This window comes from Oceanibaculum indicum P24, assembly GCF_000299935.1.
Classification (GTDB): Bacteria; Pseudomonadota; Alphaproteobacteria; order Oceanibaculales; family Oceanibaculaceae; genus Oceanibaculum; species Oceanibaculum indicum.
In genome coordinates, this window is record NZ_AMRL01000017.1 from 34,006 (window position 1) to 50,540 (window position 16,535).

At 64.6% G+C, this 16,535-nt stretch carries 13 protein-coding genes and 1 tRNA gene; 8 read left to right on the top strand and 6 right to left on the bottom strand.

The features are described 5' to 3' along the window. Window positions 1-190 precede the first annotated feature (190 nt). Entirely contained in the window at window positions 191-2,629 is a 2,439-nt protein-coding gene (locus tag P24_RS13050) for a mechanosensitive ion channel domain-containing protein (RefSeq protein ID WP_008945204.1), read from the top strand. On the opposite strand, the gene P24_RS13055 is transcribed toward P24_RS13050, so the two are convergent. After that, window positions 2,626-3,603 (bottom strand): DMT family transporter, encoded by a 978-nt coding sequence (locus P24_RS13055; RefSeq protein ID WP_008945205.1) that lies wholly within the window; start codon window positions 3,601-3,603, stop codon window positions 2,626-2,628. The genes P24_RS13050 and P24_RS13055 overlap by 4 nt on opposite strands. Before the next feature lie 85 nt (window positions 3,604-3,688). Further along, the gene (locus tag P24_RS13060) at window positions 3,689-5,077 is read right to left on the bottom strand and encodes a tetratricopeptide repeat protein (protein WP_008945206.1); all 1,389 of its coding nucleotides are present in this window, start codon (window positions 5,075-5,077) and stop codon (window positions 3,689-3,691) included. 184 nt (window positions 5,078-5,261) lie between these two features. On the opposite strand from P24_RS13060, the gene P24_RS13065 reads away from it, so the two are divergent. Together P24_RS13065 and P24_RS13070 are read left to right on the top strand one after the other, a co-directional pair. Beyond that, window positions 5,262-5,882, top strand: coding sequence for a glutathione S-transferase family protein (locus P24_RS13065; RefSeq protein ID WP_008945207.1), 621 nt, complete (start codon window positions 5,262-5,264; stop codon window positions 5,880-5,882). 160 nt (window positions 5,883-6,042) lie between these two features. Next, a tRNA-Ser gene (locus P24_RS13070) sits at window positions 6,043-6,134 on the top strand. 132 nt (window positions 6,135-6,266) lie between these two features. On the opposite strand, the gene P24_RS13075 is transcribed toward P24_RS13070, so the two are convergent. The 4 genes from P24_RS13075 to P24_RS13090 all read right to left on the bottom strand — a co-directional run bounded on the left by P24_RS13075 (window position 6,267) and on the right by P24_RS13090 (window position 11,232). Continuing rightward, window positions 6,267-8,966 carry a sodium:solute symporter family transporter gene (locus P24_RS13075; protein ID WP_008945208.1) on the bottom strand — a complete coding sequence of 900 codons (2,700 nt, stop codon included), beginning with the start codon at window positions 8,964-8,966 and terminating at the stop codon, window positions 6,267-6,269. After that, entirely contained in the window at window positions 8,967-9,215 is a 249-nt protein-coding gene (locus P24_RS13080) for a hypothetical protein (protein WP_008945209.1), read from the bottom strand. Window positions 9,216-9,219: 4 nt separating this feature from the next. Next, on the bottom strand, window positions 9,220-9,594 hold the full coding sequence (locus P24_RS13085; protein ID WP_008945210.1) for a response regulator transcription factor: 375 nt from the start codon (window positions 9,592-9,594) through the stop codon (window positions 9,220-9,222). Between the two features lie 186 nt (window positions 9,595-9,780). After that, entirely contained in the window at window positions 9,781-11,232 is a 1,452-nt protein-coding gene (locus P24_RS13090; protein WP_008945211.1) for an XRE family transcriptional regulator, read from the bottom strand. Window positions 11,233-11,419: 187 nt separating this feature from the next. On the opposite strand from P24_RS13090, the gene P24_RS13095 reads away from it, so the two are divergent. The 5 genes from P24_RS13095 to P24_RS13115 all read left to right on the top strand — a co-directional run bounded on the left by P24_RS13095 (window position 11,420) and on the right by P24_RS13115 (window position 16,525). Next, a complete protein-coding gene (locus tag P24_RS13095) occupies window positions 11,420-12,760 on the top strand; it encodes a substrate-binding protein (RefSeq protein WP_008945212.1) in 1,341 nt (446 codons plus the stop codon). An 86-nt stretch (window positions 12,761-12,846) separates the two neighbouring features. Next, window positions 12,847-13,869, top strand: a complete 1,023-nt coding sequence (locus P24_RS13100) for a branched-chain amino acid ABC transporter permease (RefSeq protein ID WP_008945213.1) — start codon at window positions 12,847-12,849, stop codon at window positions 13,867-13,869. A gap of 1 nt (window position 13,870) precedes the next feature. Continuing rightward, the gene (locus P24_RS13105) at window positions 13,871-15,010 is read left to right on the top strand and encodes a branched-chain amino acid ABC transporter permease (protein WP_008945214.1); all 1,140 of its coding nucleotides are present in this window, start codon (window positions 13,871-13,873) and stop codon (window positions 15,008-15,010) included. A 10-nt stretch (window positions 15,011-15,020) separates the two neighbouring features. Then, window positions 15,021-15,779: an ABC transporter ATP-binding protein gene (locus tag P24_RS13110; protein WP_008945215.1), complete on the top strand. Its 759-nt coding sequence runs from the start codon at window positions 15,021-15,023 to the stop codon at window positions 15,777-15,779. After that, window positions 15,779-16,525: an ABC transporter ATP-binding protein gene (locus P24_RS13115; RefSeq protein WP_008945216.1), complete on the top strand. Its 747-nt coding sequence runs from the start codon at window positions 15,779-15,781 to the stop codon at window positions 16,523-16,525. Before P24_RS13110 ends, P24_RS13115 begins: the two co-directional genes overlap by 1 nt. Window positions 16,526-16,535 lie beyond the last annotated feature (10 nt).

A 16,535-nucleotide genomic window follows, 5' to 3' on the forward strand; every position in this document is an offset into this window, starting at 1 on the left:
ACCGTACGGGCTGTCCGGGGGCTCGCAGCGATCTGGCCAATCACGCGGTTAGCGGGGCGATTATCCATGCTCGCACGGCGCGAAACAAGCCCGCCGAAATCGCTCGCTTCTGCCGGGAAATCGGCCCCGCCCTTGAGCGACGGGAATGAAGCCCTATAGTGACGGCAAATCACGAAGGGGAAATTCCACAATGCTTTCTGGCCTGCGGACCGCGCTTTTCGCCCTCAGTCTTGCCTGCGCCCTTCTCGTGCCGGCCGCCGGTGCGATGGCGCAACAGTCCGGCCAGGCCCAGGAAACGGCCCAGGACTCTGCCCAGGTGCCAGCGCAGCAGGAATTGCAGAAGCTGGCCGATACGCTGAAGGACGAGCAGAAGCGCCAGGCGCTGATCGAGCAGATCGAGGCGCTGGTCAAGGTTCAGGATGCCAGCGGCGAGGCGCAGGAGCCGGTGCCGGTGTCCAGCCTGCTGGGCCGCGTGTCGGCGCGCATCGGTGTGCTGAGCGGCGCGCTGGTCCAGGGCATCGAGGCGGTGTTCAACTATGACCGCGTTCTCGACTGGGGTATGACGCTGGCGCGGGACGAACAGCGCCGCGAGCGCCTGCTGCTCGGCCTCGGCAAGATCCTCGTCGTCGTGCTGTCGGGCTATGTCGCCTATTACGTGGTGCGCCTGCTGTTCCGGCGGCTACGGCGTCAGGCGGCGGAGAAGGAGACGCAGACCCGCTGGCTCAGCTGGCTGATGCTTCTGGTGCGCGGCGTGTTCGACCTGATCCCGGTCCTGGCCTTCTTCGGCGCCGCCCAGGCGGTCATCGTTATGGCGCAGATGCCGCCTTCCGTGCGGCTGGCGTCGGTTGCGCTGATCTTCGCCTTCGTCGTGTACAAGGCGGTGATGGCCGCCATCGACCTGATGCTGTCGCCACAGCATCGCGACCGCCGCCATCTGCGCATCACCGACGAGACCGCGGCCTATCTGCATATCTGGCTGCGCCGTTTCACGATAACCGCCGTGTTCGGCCTGTTCGCCGTCGAGGCCGCGGTGCCGCTTGGCCTGCCGAACGCGGTGGCTGAGGTTTTCGTGAAGCTGATCTATGTCGTGCTGGCGGTCATGGCGGTCATCTTCGTGCTGCAGAACCGCAAGCCGGTGGCCGATGCGCTGCGCGGCGGTGATCCGGCGACCGCCTGGCAGGCCGAAGGCGAGGAGCCGCAGCCCGAACTGCCCGCCGCCGCCCGCGCGATGCGGCGGATGCGTCGGCGGATTGCCGGCATCTGGCACTTTGTGGCGCTGCTCTACATCTTCGCCCTCTTCGGCATCCTGATCCTTGAGGTCCAGGGCGGCTTCACCTTCGTGATCCGCGCGACAATCATTTCCGGCATCATCCTGGTCCTGGCCCGTCTGGCCTGGACCGGGATCGACCGGGCGGTCACGCAGCTGTTTTCGGTCAGCGAGCAGATGCGCCAGGATTTCCCCAGCCTGGAGGCCCGCGCCAACCGCTATGTGCCTGTGCTCAGCACCGTGCTGCATGGCCTCATCGTCGTGATCGCCGCCGTGGCGCTGCTGCAGGTCTGGGGGCTGGACGCCTTCGCCTATGTCACCTCAACCGGCGGCCAGCGTTTCGTGACCACGGTGCTGACCATCCTGATCATCCTCGGCGTGGCCGCCGCGATCTGGGAGGCGGTCAGCCTGATGGTGGAGCGCTATCTGAAGCGGCTGGACGATCAGGGCCAGACCAACACCCGCGCCAAGACCCTGCTGCCGCTGGTGCGCAACGCGCTGTTGATCGTGCTGATCACGCTGGTCACGCTGATCGTGCTGTCGGAGTTGGGGGTCAATATCGCGCCGCTGCTGGCCGGTGCCGGTGTCATCGGCCTGGCCATCGGCTTCGGCTCGCAGGCGCTGGTGAAGGATGTGATCACCGGCCTGTTCCTGCTGGTCGAGGACACCATCAATGTCGGTGACGTGGTGCAGGTCGGCAGCCAGTCCGGCGTGGTCGAGGGCATGTCGATCCGCGCCATCCGGCTGCGCGACCTGGGCGGCAACGTGCATGTCATCCCGTTCGGCTCGGTCGATATCATCACCAACATGACCAAGGATTTCGGCCGCGCGGTGGTCGATGTCGGCATCGCCTACCGGGAGAATGTGGACGAGGTCATCGAGGTGCTGCGCAAGATCGGCGAGGAACTGGCCGAGGACGAGAACTTCAAGGCCAATATCACCGCGCCGATGGAGATTTTCGGCGTGCAGGCGCTGGGCGATTCCGCCGTGGTCATCCGCTGCCGCTTCACCACCAAGGCCGGCATGCAGTGGGCCATCAGCCGCGAGATGAACCGCCGGGTGAAGAACCGCTTCGACGAGCTGGGCATCGAGATTCCGTTCCCGCATCAGACGCTGTATTTCGGCATCGACAAGGAGGGCGGCTCGCCGCCGGCGCGGCTGCTGATCGACCGGACAAAGCGCGCCAAGCCGGTGCAGAAGGACGAGGCCGCCGTCGACGCTGCCACGTCCGAGGCGAAGCAGCCCAAGGGCCCGCCGCCGGAGATGCGCGATTCCGCTGACGCCAAGGTTCAGGCCGCGAAGGAAGAGGCGGAGGAGAAGCAGGCCGAGGAGGCCGCGGAGAAGGAAAAGAAAAAGAGCTAGCCTCTGCGCCAGCGTCGTTTCGATGAGGCCGGTATCGTGGTGGGCGCGATGGAGGCGCCCGCCACCACCACCGGCCGGGCATTCACCCGCTCGCGATGCCAGACATAGACGCCGGACGCGATGACGATGCTGGCCCCAACCCAGGTCCAGCCATCGGGGACCGAGGCGAAGACCAGATAGCCGATGGCCGTCGTCCAGATCAGGTTGCTGTAGGAGAATGGCGCCAGCAGCGAGGCCGAGGCCAGGTTGAAGCCGCGGATCAGCAGGTACTGGCCGGTCACCGACAGAAAGCCCATCACCACCATGAAGCCCCAGTAGGCGGCATCGGCCGGTACCCACAGGAAGGGCATGATCGCGCTCATGATGACCACCCCGACCAGCGCCGTGTAGAACAGCGTCGTCACCGGCTTTTCGGCATGGCGCATGCGGCGGGTCATGATCAGGCCCAGCGCCCAGCTGGTCGCGGAGAACATCGGGAAGAAGGCTGCCGGGTCGAACTGGTCGCTGCCCGGCCGGATGATGATGAGCATGCCGATGAAGCCGGCCAGCACCGCCAGCCAGCGGCGCAGCCCCACCTTTTCCCCCAGCAGCGGGATCGACAGCGCCGTCACCATCAGCGGGGCGACGAAGCCGATGGCGGTCGCCTGCGCCAGCGGCAGGTGCGCCAGCCCGGTGACGAAGAAGGTGGAGGAGCCCAGCATGAACAGGCCGCGCGTCAGCTGCAGCTTCGGCTGGCCGGTGGCAAGCGGCCGGTCGCGCCACACCAGCAGCAGCCAGGGCAGCAGGAACAGCGTGTTGAAGAAATAGCGCCCCCAGACCACCTGCAGCGGTGGAACGCTTGCGGTCATGTGCTTCGCGATGCCGTCCATCACGCTGAACAGCAGCATCGCCGCCAAGGTGAAGGCGATGGCTGTAAAAGGGCGGTCGGCCTCGGTCAGCGTCGGGGCCGGGGCGGGTGAGGGGGTGGCGGTCACGGGCGGGGCATTTCCTCGGCGTTTTTGTCACTCTGCGGCCAAACCCGCCGCGCAGCCAGATGGAAAGCGTCGGGGCAGCCCTGCTTTATGCGCTTCTTTTGAGGGCGATGACGAAGCCCTGCACCGGCTGGCGTTTTTCCAGCCGCAGCACCGCCTGCTCGGCCAGCACCACGGACAGGCCGCGCTCCGCGGCCAGCCGCGCGATATAGCCTTCGGCATGGCCGAACCGCCGGGTCGGTTTCAGCTGGAAGGGGCCGTCCGACCCTTCCGGCAGGGCCTCGGCGGTGGCGAGGAACAGCCCGCCGGGTTCCAGCGCTGCCGCCAGCGCCTCCATCAGCGGGGCGAGGTCACCCAGATAGACCAGCACATCGCCGGCGACCACCACATCCCAACGCGTACACTCTTCCACCCCGTCGCGCAGCGCGGCGACCGCATCAGCCACGGCGAGCGCGTCATAGACGCCGGTGCGGGCGGCCTGCTCGATCATGCGCGGGGCAAGGTCTATACCGGCAAGGTGGCGGGCGAAGGGGCGCAGCTCGCGGCCGGTCAGCCCGGTACCACAGCCGATATCCAGCATCGCCAGATGGCCGTGGCTTTCCGTCGGAATCAGCCGGTCCAGTGCCCGGCGCAGGAGGCGGGGACCCTGATAGTCCAGCACCTCCAGCAGCGCCTTGTCGAACGCTTCAGCATACTGGTCGAACAGGTGCCGGACATAGGAGGGCGGCAGGCTGTCGCTCGGCGCGTCCAGCGCCTCCAGCAGGCTCTGTACGCCTAGCCGGTCCGCGGAGTCGAGTTCAAGCGCCCGGGCCAGGCTGGCGCGGGCCTTCTCGCGCTCGCCCAACAGCATCCAGGCCCGGCCGAGATGGGCATGGCTCTCTGCATTGCTGGGGTCAAGCCGCAGCGCGCGTTGCAGCGCCTCCACGGCCTCCGGCAGGGCATCCAGCCCGATCAGCAGCGCGCCAAGCTCCTGCGCCGCAACGGGATCGCGCGGGTCGATCCGGCAGAGTTCGCGGTAGGTGTCGGCGGCGCGCTCCTGCTCGCCCGTCACCGCCTGCAATCGCGCCAGACCGAGCAGGGCACCGGCATGGCCGGGCCGCAGCCGCAGCAGCGCCTCATAGGCAGTGATCGCGGTCGCCGGACGGCCGGATCGGGCCAGCGCCTCGGCATGGGCAAGGCGGATACGCGTATCGCCGGGCGCCAGCGCCAGGGCGCGGGTGATGATGCCGGCAGCCTCTGTCGAGCGGCCCAGCTCCAGCAATATCTCTCCGGCGAGCAGGCAGGGCTCGGTCTCGGCCGGCCAGTGGCGCAGCACGGCGGCCAGCCGGTCGAGTGCCGCTCCTGGCGCACCCGCTTCGCGCAGTGTCAGCGCGGCGGCGATGCCGTCGCCGGCGTACAGTGGAGCGGAGGATTCGGAATCGGGAAGGGCCGCCAGAAAGGGCGGCAGCGCCGAAGGAAGCGACGACGCGGACGACATGGGTGCGTTCTGTCCATGAAAAGCCCGCCGGGAAATCCGGCGGGGCAGCGGAGAAATGCGCCTTCGCCCGGCTTCCGTCAAGAGGGCGTGAGGCCGGCCCTTTCAATGCCCAGCCCGGTTCCATCGCGGCGGTCCATGCACTAAGGTGCGGCCATCCATCCTTAACCATCACTAAGGAACCGAAATGATCGAGCTTTATACCTGGGGTACGCCGAATGGCCGCAAGATCTCCATCATGCTGGAGGAGGTCGGCCTGCCCTACAACACGCACAGCGTGAACATCAGCAAGGACGAGCAGTTCGCGCCGGACTTCCTGAAGGTCAGCCCGAACAACAAGATTCCCGCCATCGTCGATCCGGAGGGGCCGGGCGGCAAGCCGATCAGCCTGTTCGAGAGCGGCGCCATCCTGTTCTACCTGGCGGAGAAGACCGGCAAGCTGCTGCCCGCCGATCCGGCTGCCCGCTACGAGACCATGGTGTGGCTGATGTTCCAGATGGCCGGCGTCGGCCCGATGTTCGGCCAGGCTCACCATTTCCGCCGCTTCGCCAAGGAGCAGGTGCCCTACGCCATCGACCGCTACACCAACGAGACGCACCGCATCTATGGCGTCATGGACAAGCGGCTGGGCGAGGTGCCCTACCTTGCCGGGCAGGAGTACACCATCGCCGATGTGGCCACCTATCCGTGGGTCTCGCGCTGGGAATGGCACGGCATCGACTGGGCCAATTATCCGAACCTGAAGCGCTGGTTCGATGATGTTGGCGCGCGGCCTGCCGTGCAAAAGGGCATGGCGGTTCCGGCCTGATCCTCAGAGACGATTCCGCCCCGGCCGATCGCGCGCCGGGGCGGGCTCTTCCGGCTTTTTTCAGCCCCCTCAGACGGATACGCCATCTCTCGTTGACAGGGGCAGGGGCGGTCTATAGAAGGGGCCTCCGCATACGTCGTGAACGTAAGCCGCTCACGGCGGAGGGGTGGCCGAGTGGCTGAAGGCGACGGTTTGCTAAACCGTTATACAGGTTAAACTGTATCGTGGGTTCGAATCCCATCCCCTCCGCCAGCTTCCTTCTGAATTTTCCGATCAAGACAACGCGCTGCTTTCCCCTTTTGGGGGCGCGCGTGGTTGCGCGACGCGAGGCTATTGGGCCCACACGAACATCGACGCTTTCCGTATCGTCCCGCGCGACCTGATCTAGACCTTGCCGCCCGCTATCGGGACCTGCAGGACGAAGCAGGCGCCAGCCTTGCCATGATCGTCGAGGAACAGCTTGCCGCCAAACTGCTCGGCGATCTGGCGCGAAATGGCCAGCCCCAGCCCTGCCCCGTGATGGCCCGCCCCCTGATGGCCCGCGATAGCGCCGCGTTCGAATTTCAGGAAGATGCGTTCGTGATCCTCACTGGGGATGCCACGCCCGTTATCCTCGACACGCACTTCATAGATGCCCTGGTCTGAGCGGCTGGAGACGGTCACGCTGGGGTTCGGCGCGTCGTTGTACTTGATGGCGTTGGAGATCAGGTTGATGAAGATCTGCGCCAGCTTGTCCGGTTCGCCCGACAGCGTAACGGCGCCCTCGTGCCGCTGCTGAACCAGTGTGGTGCCGGCGGTGTGGGCAAGCGCCTCGCAGCTTTCCAGGGCGGAGGTCAGAATCTCTTCCGGGTCGAAATCGACGGGCGCCTGGCGCGCCGAGGCGGTGCGCAGCTGGTCGATTTCGAGAATGCTGTCGAGCAGCCTGGTCAGCCGGATGCTTTCATTCTGGATGATGTTGAGGAAACGCAGCTTCCGCTCCTCCTGCATGGCCGGTTCGGCGAGCAGGATATCGCTGAACGACCGGATCGAGGTCATCGGGGTGCGCACCTCATGGCTGATCTGGCTGAGGAACTCGTCCTTCTGCGCATCGACCTCGCGCAGGCGCTGGTTGGCCGCCGCGAGGGCTGCGGCCGTGGCCTCCACCTCGCGCGACTTGCGCTCCAGCTCCTCGGAATAGGCGCGGATCTGCTCGGCCTCGCCAGCGATGCGTTTCAGCTCCTGCACGCTGATGGTCTCGTCGCTGACCACCCGTGAGATCAGCGAGCGGGCTGATGCCGCGCCAACATTCGCCGCCAGCCGCTGTTCGACGCGCGAGATCGTCTCATCGCCGGCAAGGACCGAACGGTGGACGTCGCGATCCGCGAACATTGCGGTTGCCTCGGCGGGGCCGAGGATGCGCTCGGCGATCTGGCGCAGGTCGGCGACCCGTGCCGTGCGGCGGATGATGCGCTGTTCGGTCTCGGTCTGGCGGCGGAAGACATCGACGAAAAGCATCGACTGGAAACGCGCCAGCGGTGTCGGTTCGCTGATCAGCGACACCAGCACGAACAGCCCGATATTTGCGGTCATGCTCCAGAACACCGCATGGACGAGCGGGTCATAGCCGGTGAGGCCGAACAGGGCGTGTGGCCGCAGCCACAGGAAGCCAAACGGGCCATCGGCCATCATCGTAGCCGATATCAGGGCGCTCTCCCCGAAGCTGGGCAGGACGAGCGTGTATCCCCATACGATGAGGCCGGCGAACAGCCCGACCAGCGCGCCGGCGGCGGTTGCGCGGCTCCAGTACAGCCCCCCGACAAGGCTGGGCAGGAACTGGGCAACACCACAGAAGGAGACAAGACCGATGGCGGCCAGCGCCTCGGAGTTGCTTGCCCGCAAATAGATCAGGCCGAGCAGGACCACGAAGATCACCGCCCCGCGCCGCGCGGTCAGGATGAAATGGCGCATCGCCTTGGCACTGGCCTGCGGCAGCAGCGAAAACCGCAAGGCCAGGGGCATGATGATGTGATTCGAGATCATCGTCGAAAGCGCAATCGAGGATACGATCACCATTGAGGTGGCGGAGGAGAAGCCGCCCAGAAAGGCAAGCAAGGTCAACGTATTGTTGTTCTCCTGCATCGGCAGGGTCAGCACGAAGAGATCGGGGTTGGAACCGCTGGGAAGCCGCTCCAGCCCCGCGATGGCGATCGGAATCACGAAAAGGCACAGCAGCAGCAGATACAGCGGAAACAGCCAGGAGGCGGTCCTGATCTGGCTGTTGTTGGAATTCTCCACTACGGTGACCTGGAACTGGCGCGGAAGGCAGATAACGGCTGCCGCCGCGAGAAACAGCAGGGTCAGCCAGCGCGGGCCAAAGGTTTCGGCGGGGTCGATGATGCTTGCCGGCGCATTGGCGAAAGCCGCGGCCGGGTCCCAGTCAGACAGGCCGACAACCCACAGGCCTACGGCCAGAAGGGCGACCAGCTTGACCACCGCCTCCAGCGCGATGGCGGCGACGACGCCCTGATGCCGTTCGTTCACATCGATATTGCGCACGCCGAACATGATCGAGAAGACGCACATGCCCGCCGCGATCCAGAAGGCCAGCGCATAGTCGGGCTCGATCGTCGAGCTTGCCGCCGTCACCGCCCCGCGAGGATATGTCAGCACCTGGAAGCTGTCGGTCAGGGCCTTGAGCTGCAGCGAAATGTAGGGCGCGGTTGCGATGACGGCGATCAGCGTCACCAGGGCACCCAGCATCGGATTCTTGCCGAAGCGCGCGGAGATGAAGTCGGCAATCGAGGTCGTATTATGGACGCGGCCGACCGTGACCAGCTTGCGCAGGAATATCCACCATCCGACGAACACGATGGTCGGGCCAAGATAGATGGTAATGAATTCCAGCCCGTTCCGTGCCGCCGAGCCAACGGCGCCAAAGAATGTCCAGGAGGTACAGTAGATCGAGATCGACAGGGTATAGACCAGCGGAGACGAGAGCCAGCCGCCCGAGTCGCGTCTGGCCCGCCGGTCGCCTGCGAACGCCACCCCGAACAGAACGGCGACATAGACAAGGCATATGACGATGACGAGATCGGGATGCAGCATTCAGGTGCCGTCCTGATCGTTCTCGCCGTTCGCGTCGACTTCCCTGACGCGCACGGCCACCAGCAACGCGCACAGGATCAGGCAGGCCCAGACGCCGTAAACATAGAGGACGATCAGCGGGATGCCGGCAATCAGGACGGGGGCTGAGAAGACGAGGATCGTTGGCGGCAGGAGCAGGAATATCGCTGCGACGGGGAGTATCGCAGCGCCGTCCCGGATATTCCGGGTTCTGCTGTCCCAGTGCTTCACCGCTTCAGCCCTTGCCGGTGACCTGTCGCATGCAGGCGATGATCTCGGCGTTCGAGAAGGGCTTGGTGATGAATTCGGTCGCCCCGGCCTCGCTGGCGGTCTGGCGGTCGCGGCTCTGGCCCTTGGCCGTCAGGACAATGACAGGCAGGCCGGACAGGGTGCGGTCGGCGCGGACTTCCCGCAGCACATCGAATCCGCTCATTCCCGGCATCATGACATCGAGGATCATCGCCGAGAATTTCGCGCGGCGCAGCCGTTCCAGCGCCTCCAGCCCATTCTCCGCTATGGAGACGTCGAAATCCGCATGTCTGAGAATGTAGCTGAGCGATTCGACAATGTTCGGCTCATCCTCGACGATCAGTATTCTGGTTCTCCCCAATGTTTCGTCCTCCCCTGCGGTCCGCTTCTTCAACCTTGTTGACCGCCTGTTTGGCAGCCATGGTTCTTATGCTGGGACCACTGATGCCATAATCGGGCCTGCATGGCGGTCAAACAAGCCTTTTGGCTAAGCCCGTGTTCCGGCGCGCAATACCGCCTCTTGCCATCGCTTTTGCTACGCGGCGGCTCAGGCGATCAGCGGCGGTTCCTGTCGCTGCCGGCACGCCTCACGGACGCACAGCCGGCATGTCGTGCCAACGGGCACTGTTGCCGCCCGCCTTTCGATGCCGTCGGCGGCGGCCACGCGGGCCGCGTCATCGCCATCACAGGCGAGCATGATCGACATCAGGTGCCGCGCCCCGCCGGTCATTGCCGGCTGCTTCTCGACGGCGCGGGCGAAGAAAAGGAAATCATCGCCTGACGCCAGGGCGCCGAAGGCGCGCGCCGTCATGCCGGGCGTCTGGAACGCGGTATAGATCACCCAGAGCGGACAGGCATTGCCGTAGCGGGGCAGCGGGAGACGGGGCAGGGGCAGACGCTTGCTGATATAGCCTGACGGGTCGGCCCGCATGAAGGCGAAGCGCACCCCTTCCCGGCCGGGACGGCGCAGTGTGGTCATCCGGTGTGCCGCCTGCTCGTAGGAAACGCCGAACAGTCTGGCCAGCCTGTTGGGATCATAGCGATGCCGTTCCGCGGCGGCATGGAACGGCTCGTACGGCATCAGCACTGCCGCAGCGGTGTAGGCGAACAACGCATTGGCGGCCAGCCGGAAGGCCTCGCCATCCTGCTCGAACCCCTCATGGCGCGACAGGATCGCGGCAACCTCGCCGGCCGCGCCCAGCCGCGCCTGCGCGCGCAGCTGCTCGAAGGGCGATGGCCGCTCCTCATTGTCTGCCGCATCGAACGCAGGCGGGATGTGCAGCAGCGTTTCGTGCTCCCCGGTGGCGCGGACAGCGTCGGCATAGGCTTCCAGTTCAGGGAAATAATTCTGCGACGCCACGATCAGCGCATCGACCTTCTCGGTCGGGGTGGCGGCGCGCACACGGGTTTGCGCACTGTCGAAGAAGGCGGCAAGGGCCATGGCCGTTTGGGAAAGCCGTGCGCTGTCGCCGGCGACAATCTCCAGGAAACGGCGGCTGTCGGTCGATTCGAGTGTGTCGCTGGCCTGCATGATCTCCGCCGCCGAGCGAATCGAGGTCACATGGGTCAGCATCTGGTGGACGCTGTCACGCAGGAACGGGTCATGTTCAAGCCGGTCGGCAAGGGCGAGAACCGCGGCGTCGCGGTCCTGGTAGGAACGATAGAGGCGCAGGAGCAGCGCTGCCCATCCCGGATGATGGCCGACAAATTCCTCGGCTGACGCAAGTTCGGGCAGCTTCTCGCTGGCCGCCAGCTCCGCCGAGACCTCGCGCACCTCATCCGCCAGGCGCCGTTCCGCCTCGCCGTCGAGTTGCGCGCGATCGACGGCCAGCTCGGCAGCGATCCGGTCGAGCAGCAGCGTCGATGCCGGGCGGCGATTGCGCTCGATCAGATTGAGGTAGGACGGCGATATGCCGGCGCGCTGGGCCAGAATGTTCTGGGACAGCCCCGCCTGCATGCGCAGGGTCCTGATCTTCAGCCCGACGAGTTTCGCTGCCATCCTTTACCCCCTAGTTTGTAAATTAATGACAAATTTCTTATGATCGCAATAAAATAATTTACAAAAAAACTGTGATTTACCAATGACTTATTGAATAAATTACAATCCCGCGTAATGATGTCGCAGGGTCAAAGAACCCGTCGACCGACCGGCGAGCAGCCGGCAACGCGAACTGGGAGGAAAAAAGATGCCAATCGAGAAGATCAACCGACGCTTGTTCCTGCAACGCACCAGCCTTGTCGGTGCCGGCCTTGCGATGCCCATGATTCTGTCGGGTGCCGCGCGTGCTCAGAGCTTCTGCAACAGCCCGACCGGCTCCAAGGTGGTGTTCGGCTTCAACTGTCCGCAGACCGGCCCCTATGCCGAAGAGGGCAAGGACCAGCTGAAGGCCTACCAGCTTGCCGTGAAGCATATTAACGGCGAGGGTGATGGCGGCATGCTGAACACCTTCAAGGGCACCGCGCTGAAGGGCAACGGCGTCCTGGGCAAGAAGGTCGAATACGTCACCGGCGACACGCAGACCAAGAGTGACGCGGCGCGCGCCTCGGCAACCCGCATGATCGAGCGCGACGGCGCCATCATGATCTCCGGCGGTTCCTCGTCGGGCGTTGCCGTTGCGGTGCAGTCGCTGTGCCAGGACATGGGCATCATCTTCATGTCCGGCCTGACGCATTCCAACGACACCACCGGCAAGGACAAGAAGAAGAACGGCTTCCGGCACTTCTTCAACGCCTACATGTCGGGTGTGGCCATCGCGCCAGTGCTTGGCGAGGCCTATGGCAAGGACCGCCGCGCCTATCACCTCACCGCCGACTACACCTGGGGCTGGACCCAGGAAGAATCGATCAAGAACGCGACAGAGGGTCTTGGCTGGGAGACGGTGCAGACCGTTCGCACGCCGGTCGGTGCTGCCGACTTCTCGCAGTACATCACGCCGGTCCTGAACTCCGGCGCCGATGTGCTGATCCTCAATCACTATGGCAACGACATGGTGAACTCGCTGCGCCAGGCGGTTCAGTTCGGGCTGCGCGACAAGCAGGTCAACGGCAAGAATTTCGAGATTGTCGTGCCGCTGTTCTCCGAGCTGATGGCGCAGGGCGCCGGCGATGCCATCAAGGGCATCTACGGCACCGCCAACTGGGACTGGAAGCTGCAGAACGAAGGCACCAAGGCGTTCACGAAATCCTTCGGCGAGGCCTATGGAACCCCGCCGTCGCAGGCCGCGCAGACCGGTTATGTGCAGGCCCTGCTCTATGCCGATGCCTGCGAGCGCGCCGGAACCTTCAATCCGGAAGGCGTCGTCAAGGCGCTGGAGGATTTCGAGTTCGACGGTCTCGGCAACGGGCCGACGCTCTATCGCGGCTCCGACCATCAGTGCTTCAAGCCGGTGCTGGTCGTGCAGGGTAAGGAGAACCCGAAGGACAAGTACGATCTGCTGCAGGTCGTGAAAGAGGTCCCGACCAAGACTGTCACCTATGACCCATCGATCTTTGGCGGAGAATTGGGCCCGGTCAGCACTAAGTGCTGATCGGCTGACCCTGGCGGCCGGCCTCCGGGGGGGCCGGTCGCCGTCTCGCTTGAGGCATCGTTTCTCTACCGGAGCGGATGGGGCTCATGGACCAAATTTTTCTGCAATTGCTCAACGGACTCGACAAGGGTGCGGCCTATGCGCTGATCGCGCTTGGCCTGACGCTCGTCTTCGGCACGCTCGGCATCGTCAATTTCGCGCATGGCGCGCTGTTCATGATCGGCGCCTTCTGTGCCGTCGTCTTCAGCCGTCTGCTCAAGCTCGAGACCGTGACCATCGACCCCGACCGGCTGACCCCGTGGGGGTCGCCGATGGAGGTGCGCACGCCGCTTGTCCAGGCATGGCTCGGTGATTTCGGCGCCATCCTGGTGCAATGGTCGGTGCCGCTTTCGATCCTGTTTGCCATTCCGGTTATGCTGATTGTCGGCATCGCCATGGAGCGCGGGCTCATCCGCCACTTCTACAAGCGCGCCCATGCGGACCAGATCCTGGTCACCTTCGGGCTGGCGATTGTCCTGCAGGAAATCGTGAAGGCGAATTTCGGCGCCAACCCGATACCGACAAGTGCGCCGGCCGCTTTGGCGGGCAGTGTCGATGTTGGCGGATGGATCGGCCTCAGCGGCATCTTCTATCCCTGGTGGCGACTGGTCTATCTGGGCTTCGCGCTTGCCGTCATGGGGATGGTGATCGCGTTCCTGCGCTATACGACCTATGGCATGGTGGTGCGCGCGGGCATGGAAGACCGGCAGACTGTCGGCTTCCTGGGCATCGACATCCAGAAGCGCTTCACGGTCGTGTTCGGCATTGCCGCCGTGGTCGCCGGAATCGCCGGCGTCATGTACACGCCCATTGTCTCGCCCAACTACCATATCGGCATGGACTTCCTGGTCCTGTCCTTCGTGGTGGTCGTCGTTGGCGGCATGGGCTCGGTGAGTGGCGCTGTCCTTGCCGGCTTCCTGCTCGGAGTCCTGCAAAGCTTCGCCTCGATGAACGAGGTCAACAGCATCCTGCCTGGCATCGACCAGGTCATCATATATCTCGTCGCCGTCGTCGTGCTGCTGGTCATGCCGCGCGGCCTGATGGGGCGCAAAGGCGTGATGGAGAACTGACATGAACGCCTTGCGCAACGACCTCGTCTATCTCGTGGTGTTCGCTGCGGCGGTGCTGACCATGCCGATCTGGCTGGCCCCTTTCGGCGCGGCCTACCCCGACCTGATGCAGAAATTCGCGATCTACGGCATCTTCGCCATCGGCTTCAACATCCTGTTCGGCATGACCGGCTACCTGTCGTTCGGGCACGCCGCCTTCCTGGGCGTCGGTTCCTATGCGGCGGTGTGGTCGTTCAAGCTGCTGACCATGAACGTCATTCCGGCGCTGGCGCTGGCGATCCTGATCTCCGGCCTGTTTGCCGCCGCCATCGGCTATATCAGCCTGCGGCGGTCCGGCATCTATTTCTCGATCCTGACGCTCGCCTTCGCGCAGATGTCGTACAACCTCGCCTATTCGGTGTTCACGCCGATCACGAACGGCGAGACGGGATTGCAGCTCGCCCTCAACGACCCGCGGGTCATCGACCGTGCCTTCTTCACCGATGTGCCGGGCATCCCCCGTCCCAACCTGTTCGGGCTCGAACTCGGCGGCCTTGAAGCCTTCTACCTGTGCGCGGTGGTCCTGATCCTGTGTTTCTTCGTGGCGATGCGGATCGACCGGTCGCCATTCGGGATGATGCTGAAGGCCATCAAGTCGAACCAGACCCGGATGGCCTACACCGGCTTCAACACCCGTCCCTATACGCTGGCGGCCTTCGTTATTTCAGGCATTTACGCTGGCATTGCCGGCGGCCTGCTGGCGGTGACGGACCCGCTTGCCGGTGCCGAGCGCATGCAGTGGACCGCCTCGGGCGAGGTCGTGCTGATGACCATCCTTGGCGGTGTCGGCACCCTCGTCGGCCCTGTCATCGGTGCGGCGGTGATCAAATATTTCGAGAACATCTTCTCGGCCTTCCACAAGGCACGGCTGGAAGACATCTTCTCGTTCCTGCCCGATGGGCTGGAGGATTTCGTGGTCTCGGTCGTCTCTCCCTTCGTCGGCGAGGGCTGGCACCTGACGCTCGGCCTCATCTTCATGCTGATCGTCATTTTCCTGCCGGGCGGCCTGATGGAGGGCGCGCGCCGGATCAGGGCGCGCATCGGCAAGGGGCGCGGCACGGGAAGCAAGGCGCCCTCGGGCAATCCGGCACCGGCGGAATAGGAGGGACAAGATGACAAATGCGGTGCTGCATGTCGCGGACGTGCACAAAAGCTTCGGCGGTCTGCGGGCCCTGTCCGACATCGATCTGCAGATCGTCGAGGGGACGACCCATGCGATCATCGGCCCCAACGGCGCCGGTAAATCGACATTGCTGAACGTGTGTATCGGGCGTATCGCGCCCGATACAGGGGCCGTGGTCTTCGATGGGGAGGTCATCACGGGCAAGCGCCCGCACGAGATCAACCAGATGGGAATCGTGCGGGTGTTTCAGACGCCGGAGATATTTCCGGACCTGACGCTGCTCCAGAACGTCATGGTGCCGGCTTTCGCCAAGCGCGACGGCGCGTTCAGGCTCAATGCCTTCCGGGGAACCGATGGCGAGACGGAAATCCGCGAGGAGGCGGAGCACTGGCTCGCCGATGTCGGGCTCGCCGGATACAAGGACACGCAGGCGGCGAGCCTGTCGCGCGGCGACAAGCGCCGGCTGGAGCTGGCCATGGGGCTTGTGCAGCGCCCGCGGCTGCTTCTGCTGGACGAGCCGACGGCCGGCATGTCGCGCCACGATACCAACTCCACCATCGACCTTCTGAAGAAGATCAAGGCGCGCGGCATGACCAAGGTCATCATCGAGCACGACATGCATGTCGTGTTTTCGCTGGCTGACCGCGTCACTGTGCTCGCCCAGGGGCGGATCATCGCCGATGGCACGCCGGAAGAGGTCAGGCGCAGCGCGGTCGTGCAGGAAGCCTATCTGGGAGGTGCGCATTGATGAACGCCGTGACTATGCCAAGGGCTGAGAGCGCAACCGACGCTCCCTTCTTCAGTGTCCGGGATATCCACGCCTATTACGGCGAGAGCTATATCGTCCAGGGTGTCAGCTTCGATATCGCGGAAGGCGATATCGTGGCGCTGCTCGGCCGCAACGGGGCGGGCAAGACATCGACGCTGCGCACGCTGGCGCGGGCACAGGACCCGCAGCTCAAAAGCGGCGAGATCTGGCTTGGCGATCTTGCCGTGCATACGCTGAAGGATTATCAGGCGTCGCAATCCGGCATCCAGTTCGTGCAGGAAGACCGGCGCATCATTCCGGGCCTTACCGTCGAGGAGAATCTTCAGCTCTCGCAGATCGCCGAGCCGAAAGGCTGGCCGCTGGAGAAGATCTATGAATATTTCCCGCGCCTGGCGGAACGGCGCAAGCAGGAGGGGGTAACGCTTTCCGGCGGCGAGCAGCAGATGCTTGCCGTGGCGCGCGCGCTGGCCCGCGATATCCGGCTGCTGTTGCTCGATGAGCCTTATGAAGGGCTGGCGCCGGTCATTGTGCGGGAGATCGAAAAGATCGTCGCCCAGATCAAGGAACTCGGCATCACCACCATCATCGTCGAGCAGAATGCGGTGGCCGCCCTCGAACTCGCCAATCGCGCGCTGATTCTCGATATGGGGCAGATCGTGTTCGACGGAACCGCCAAATCGGTGCTGGAAAGCCCGGAGTTGCGGAACGAATACCTCGCCATCTGAGGCCGGCCCA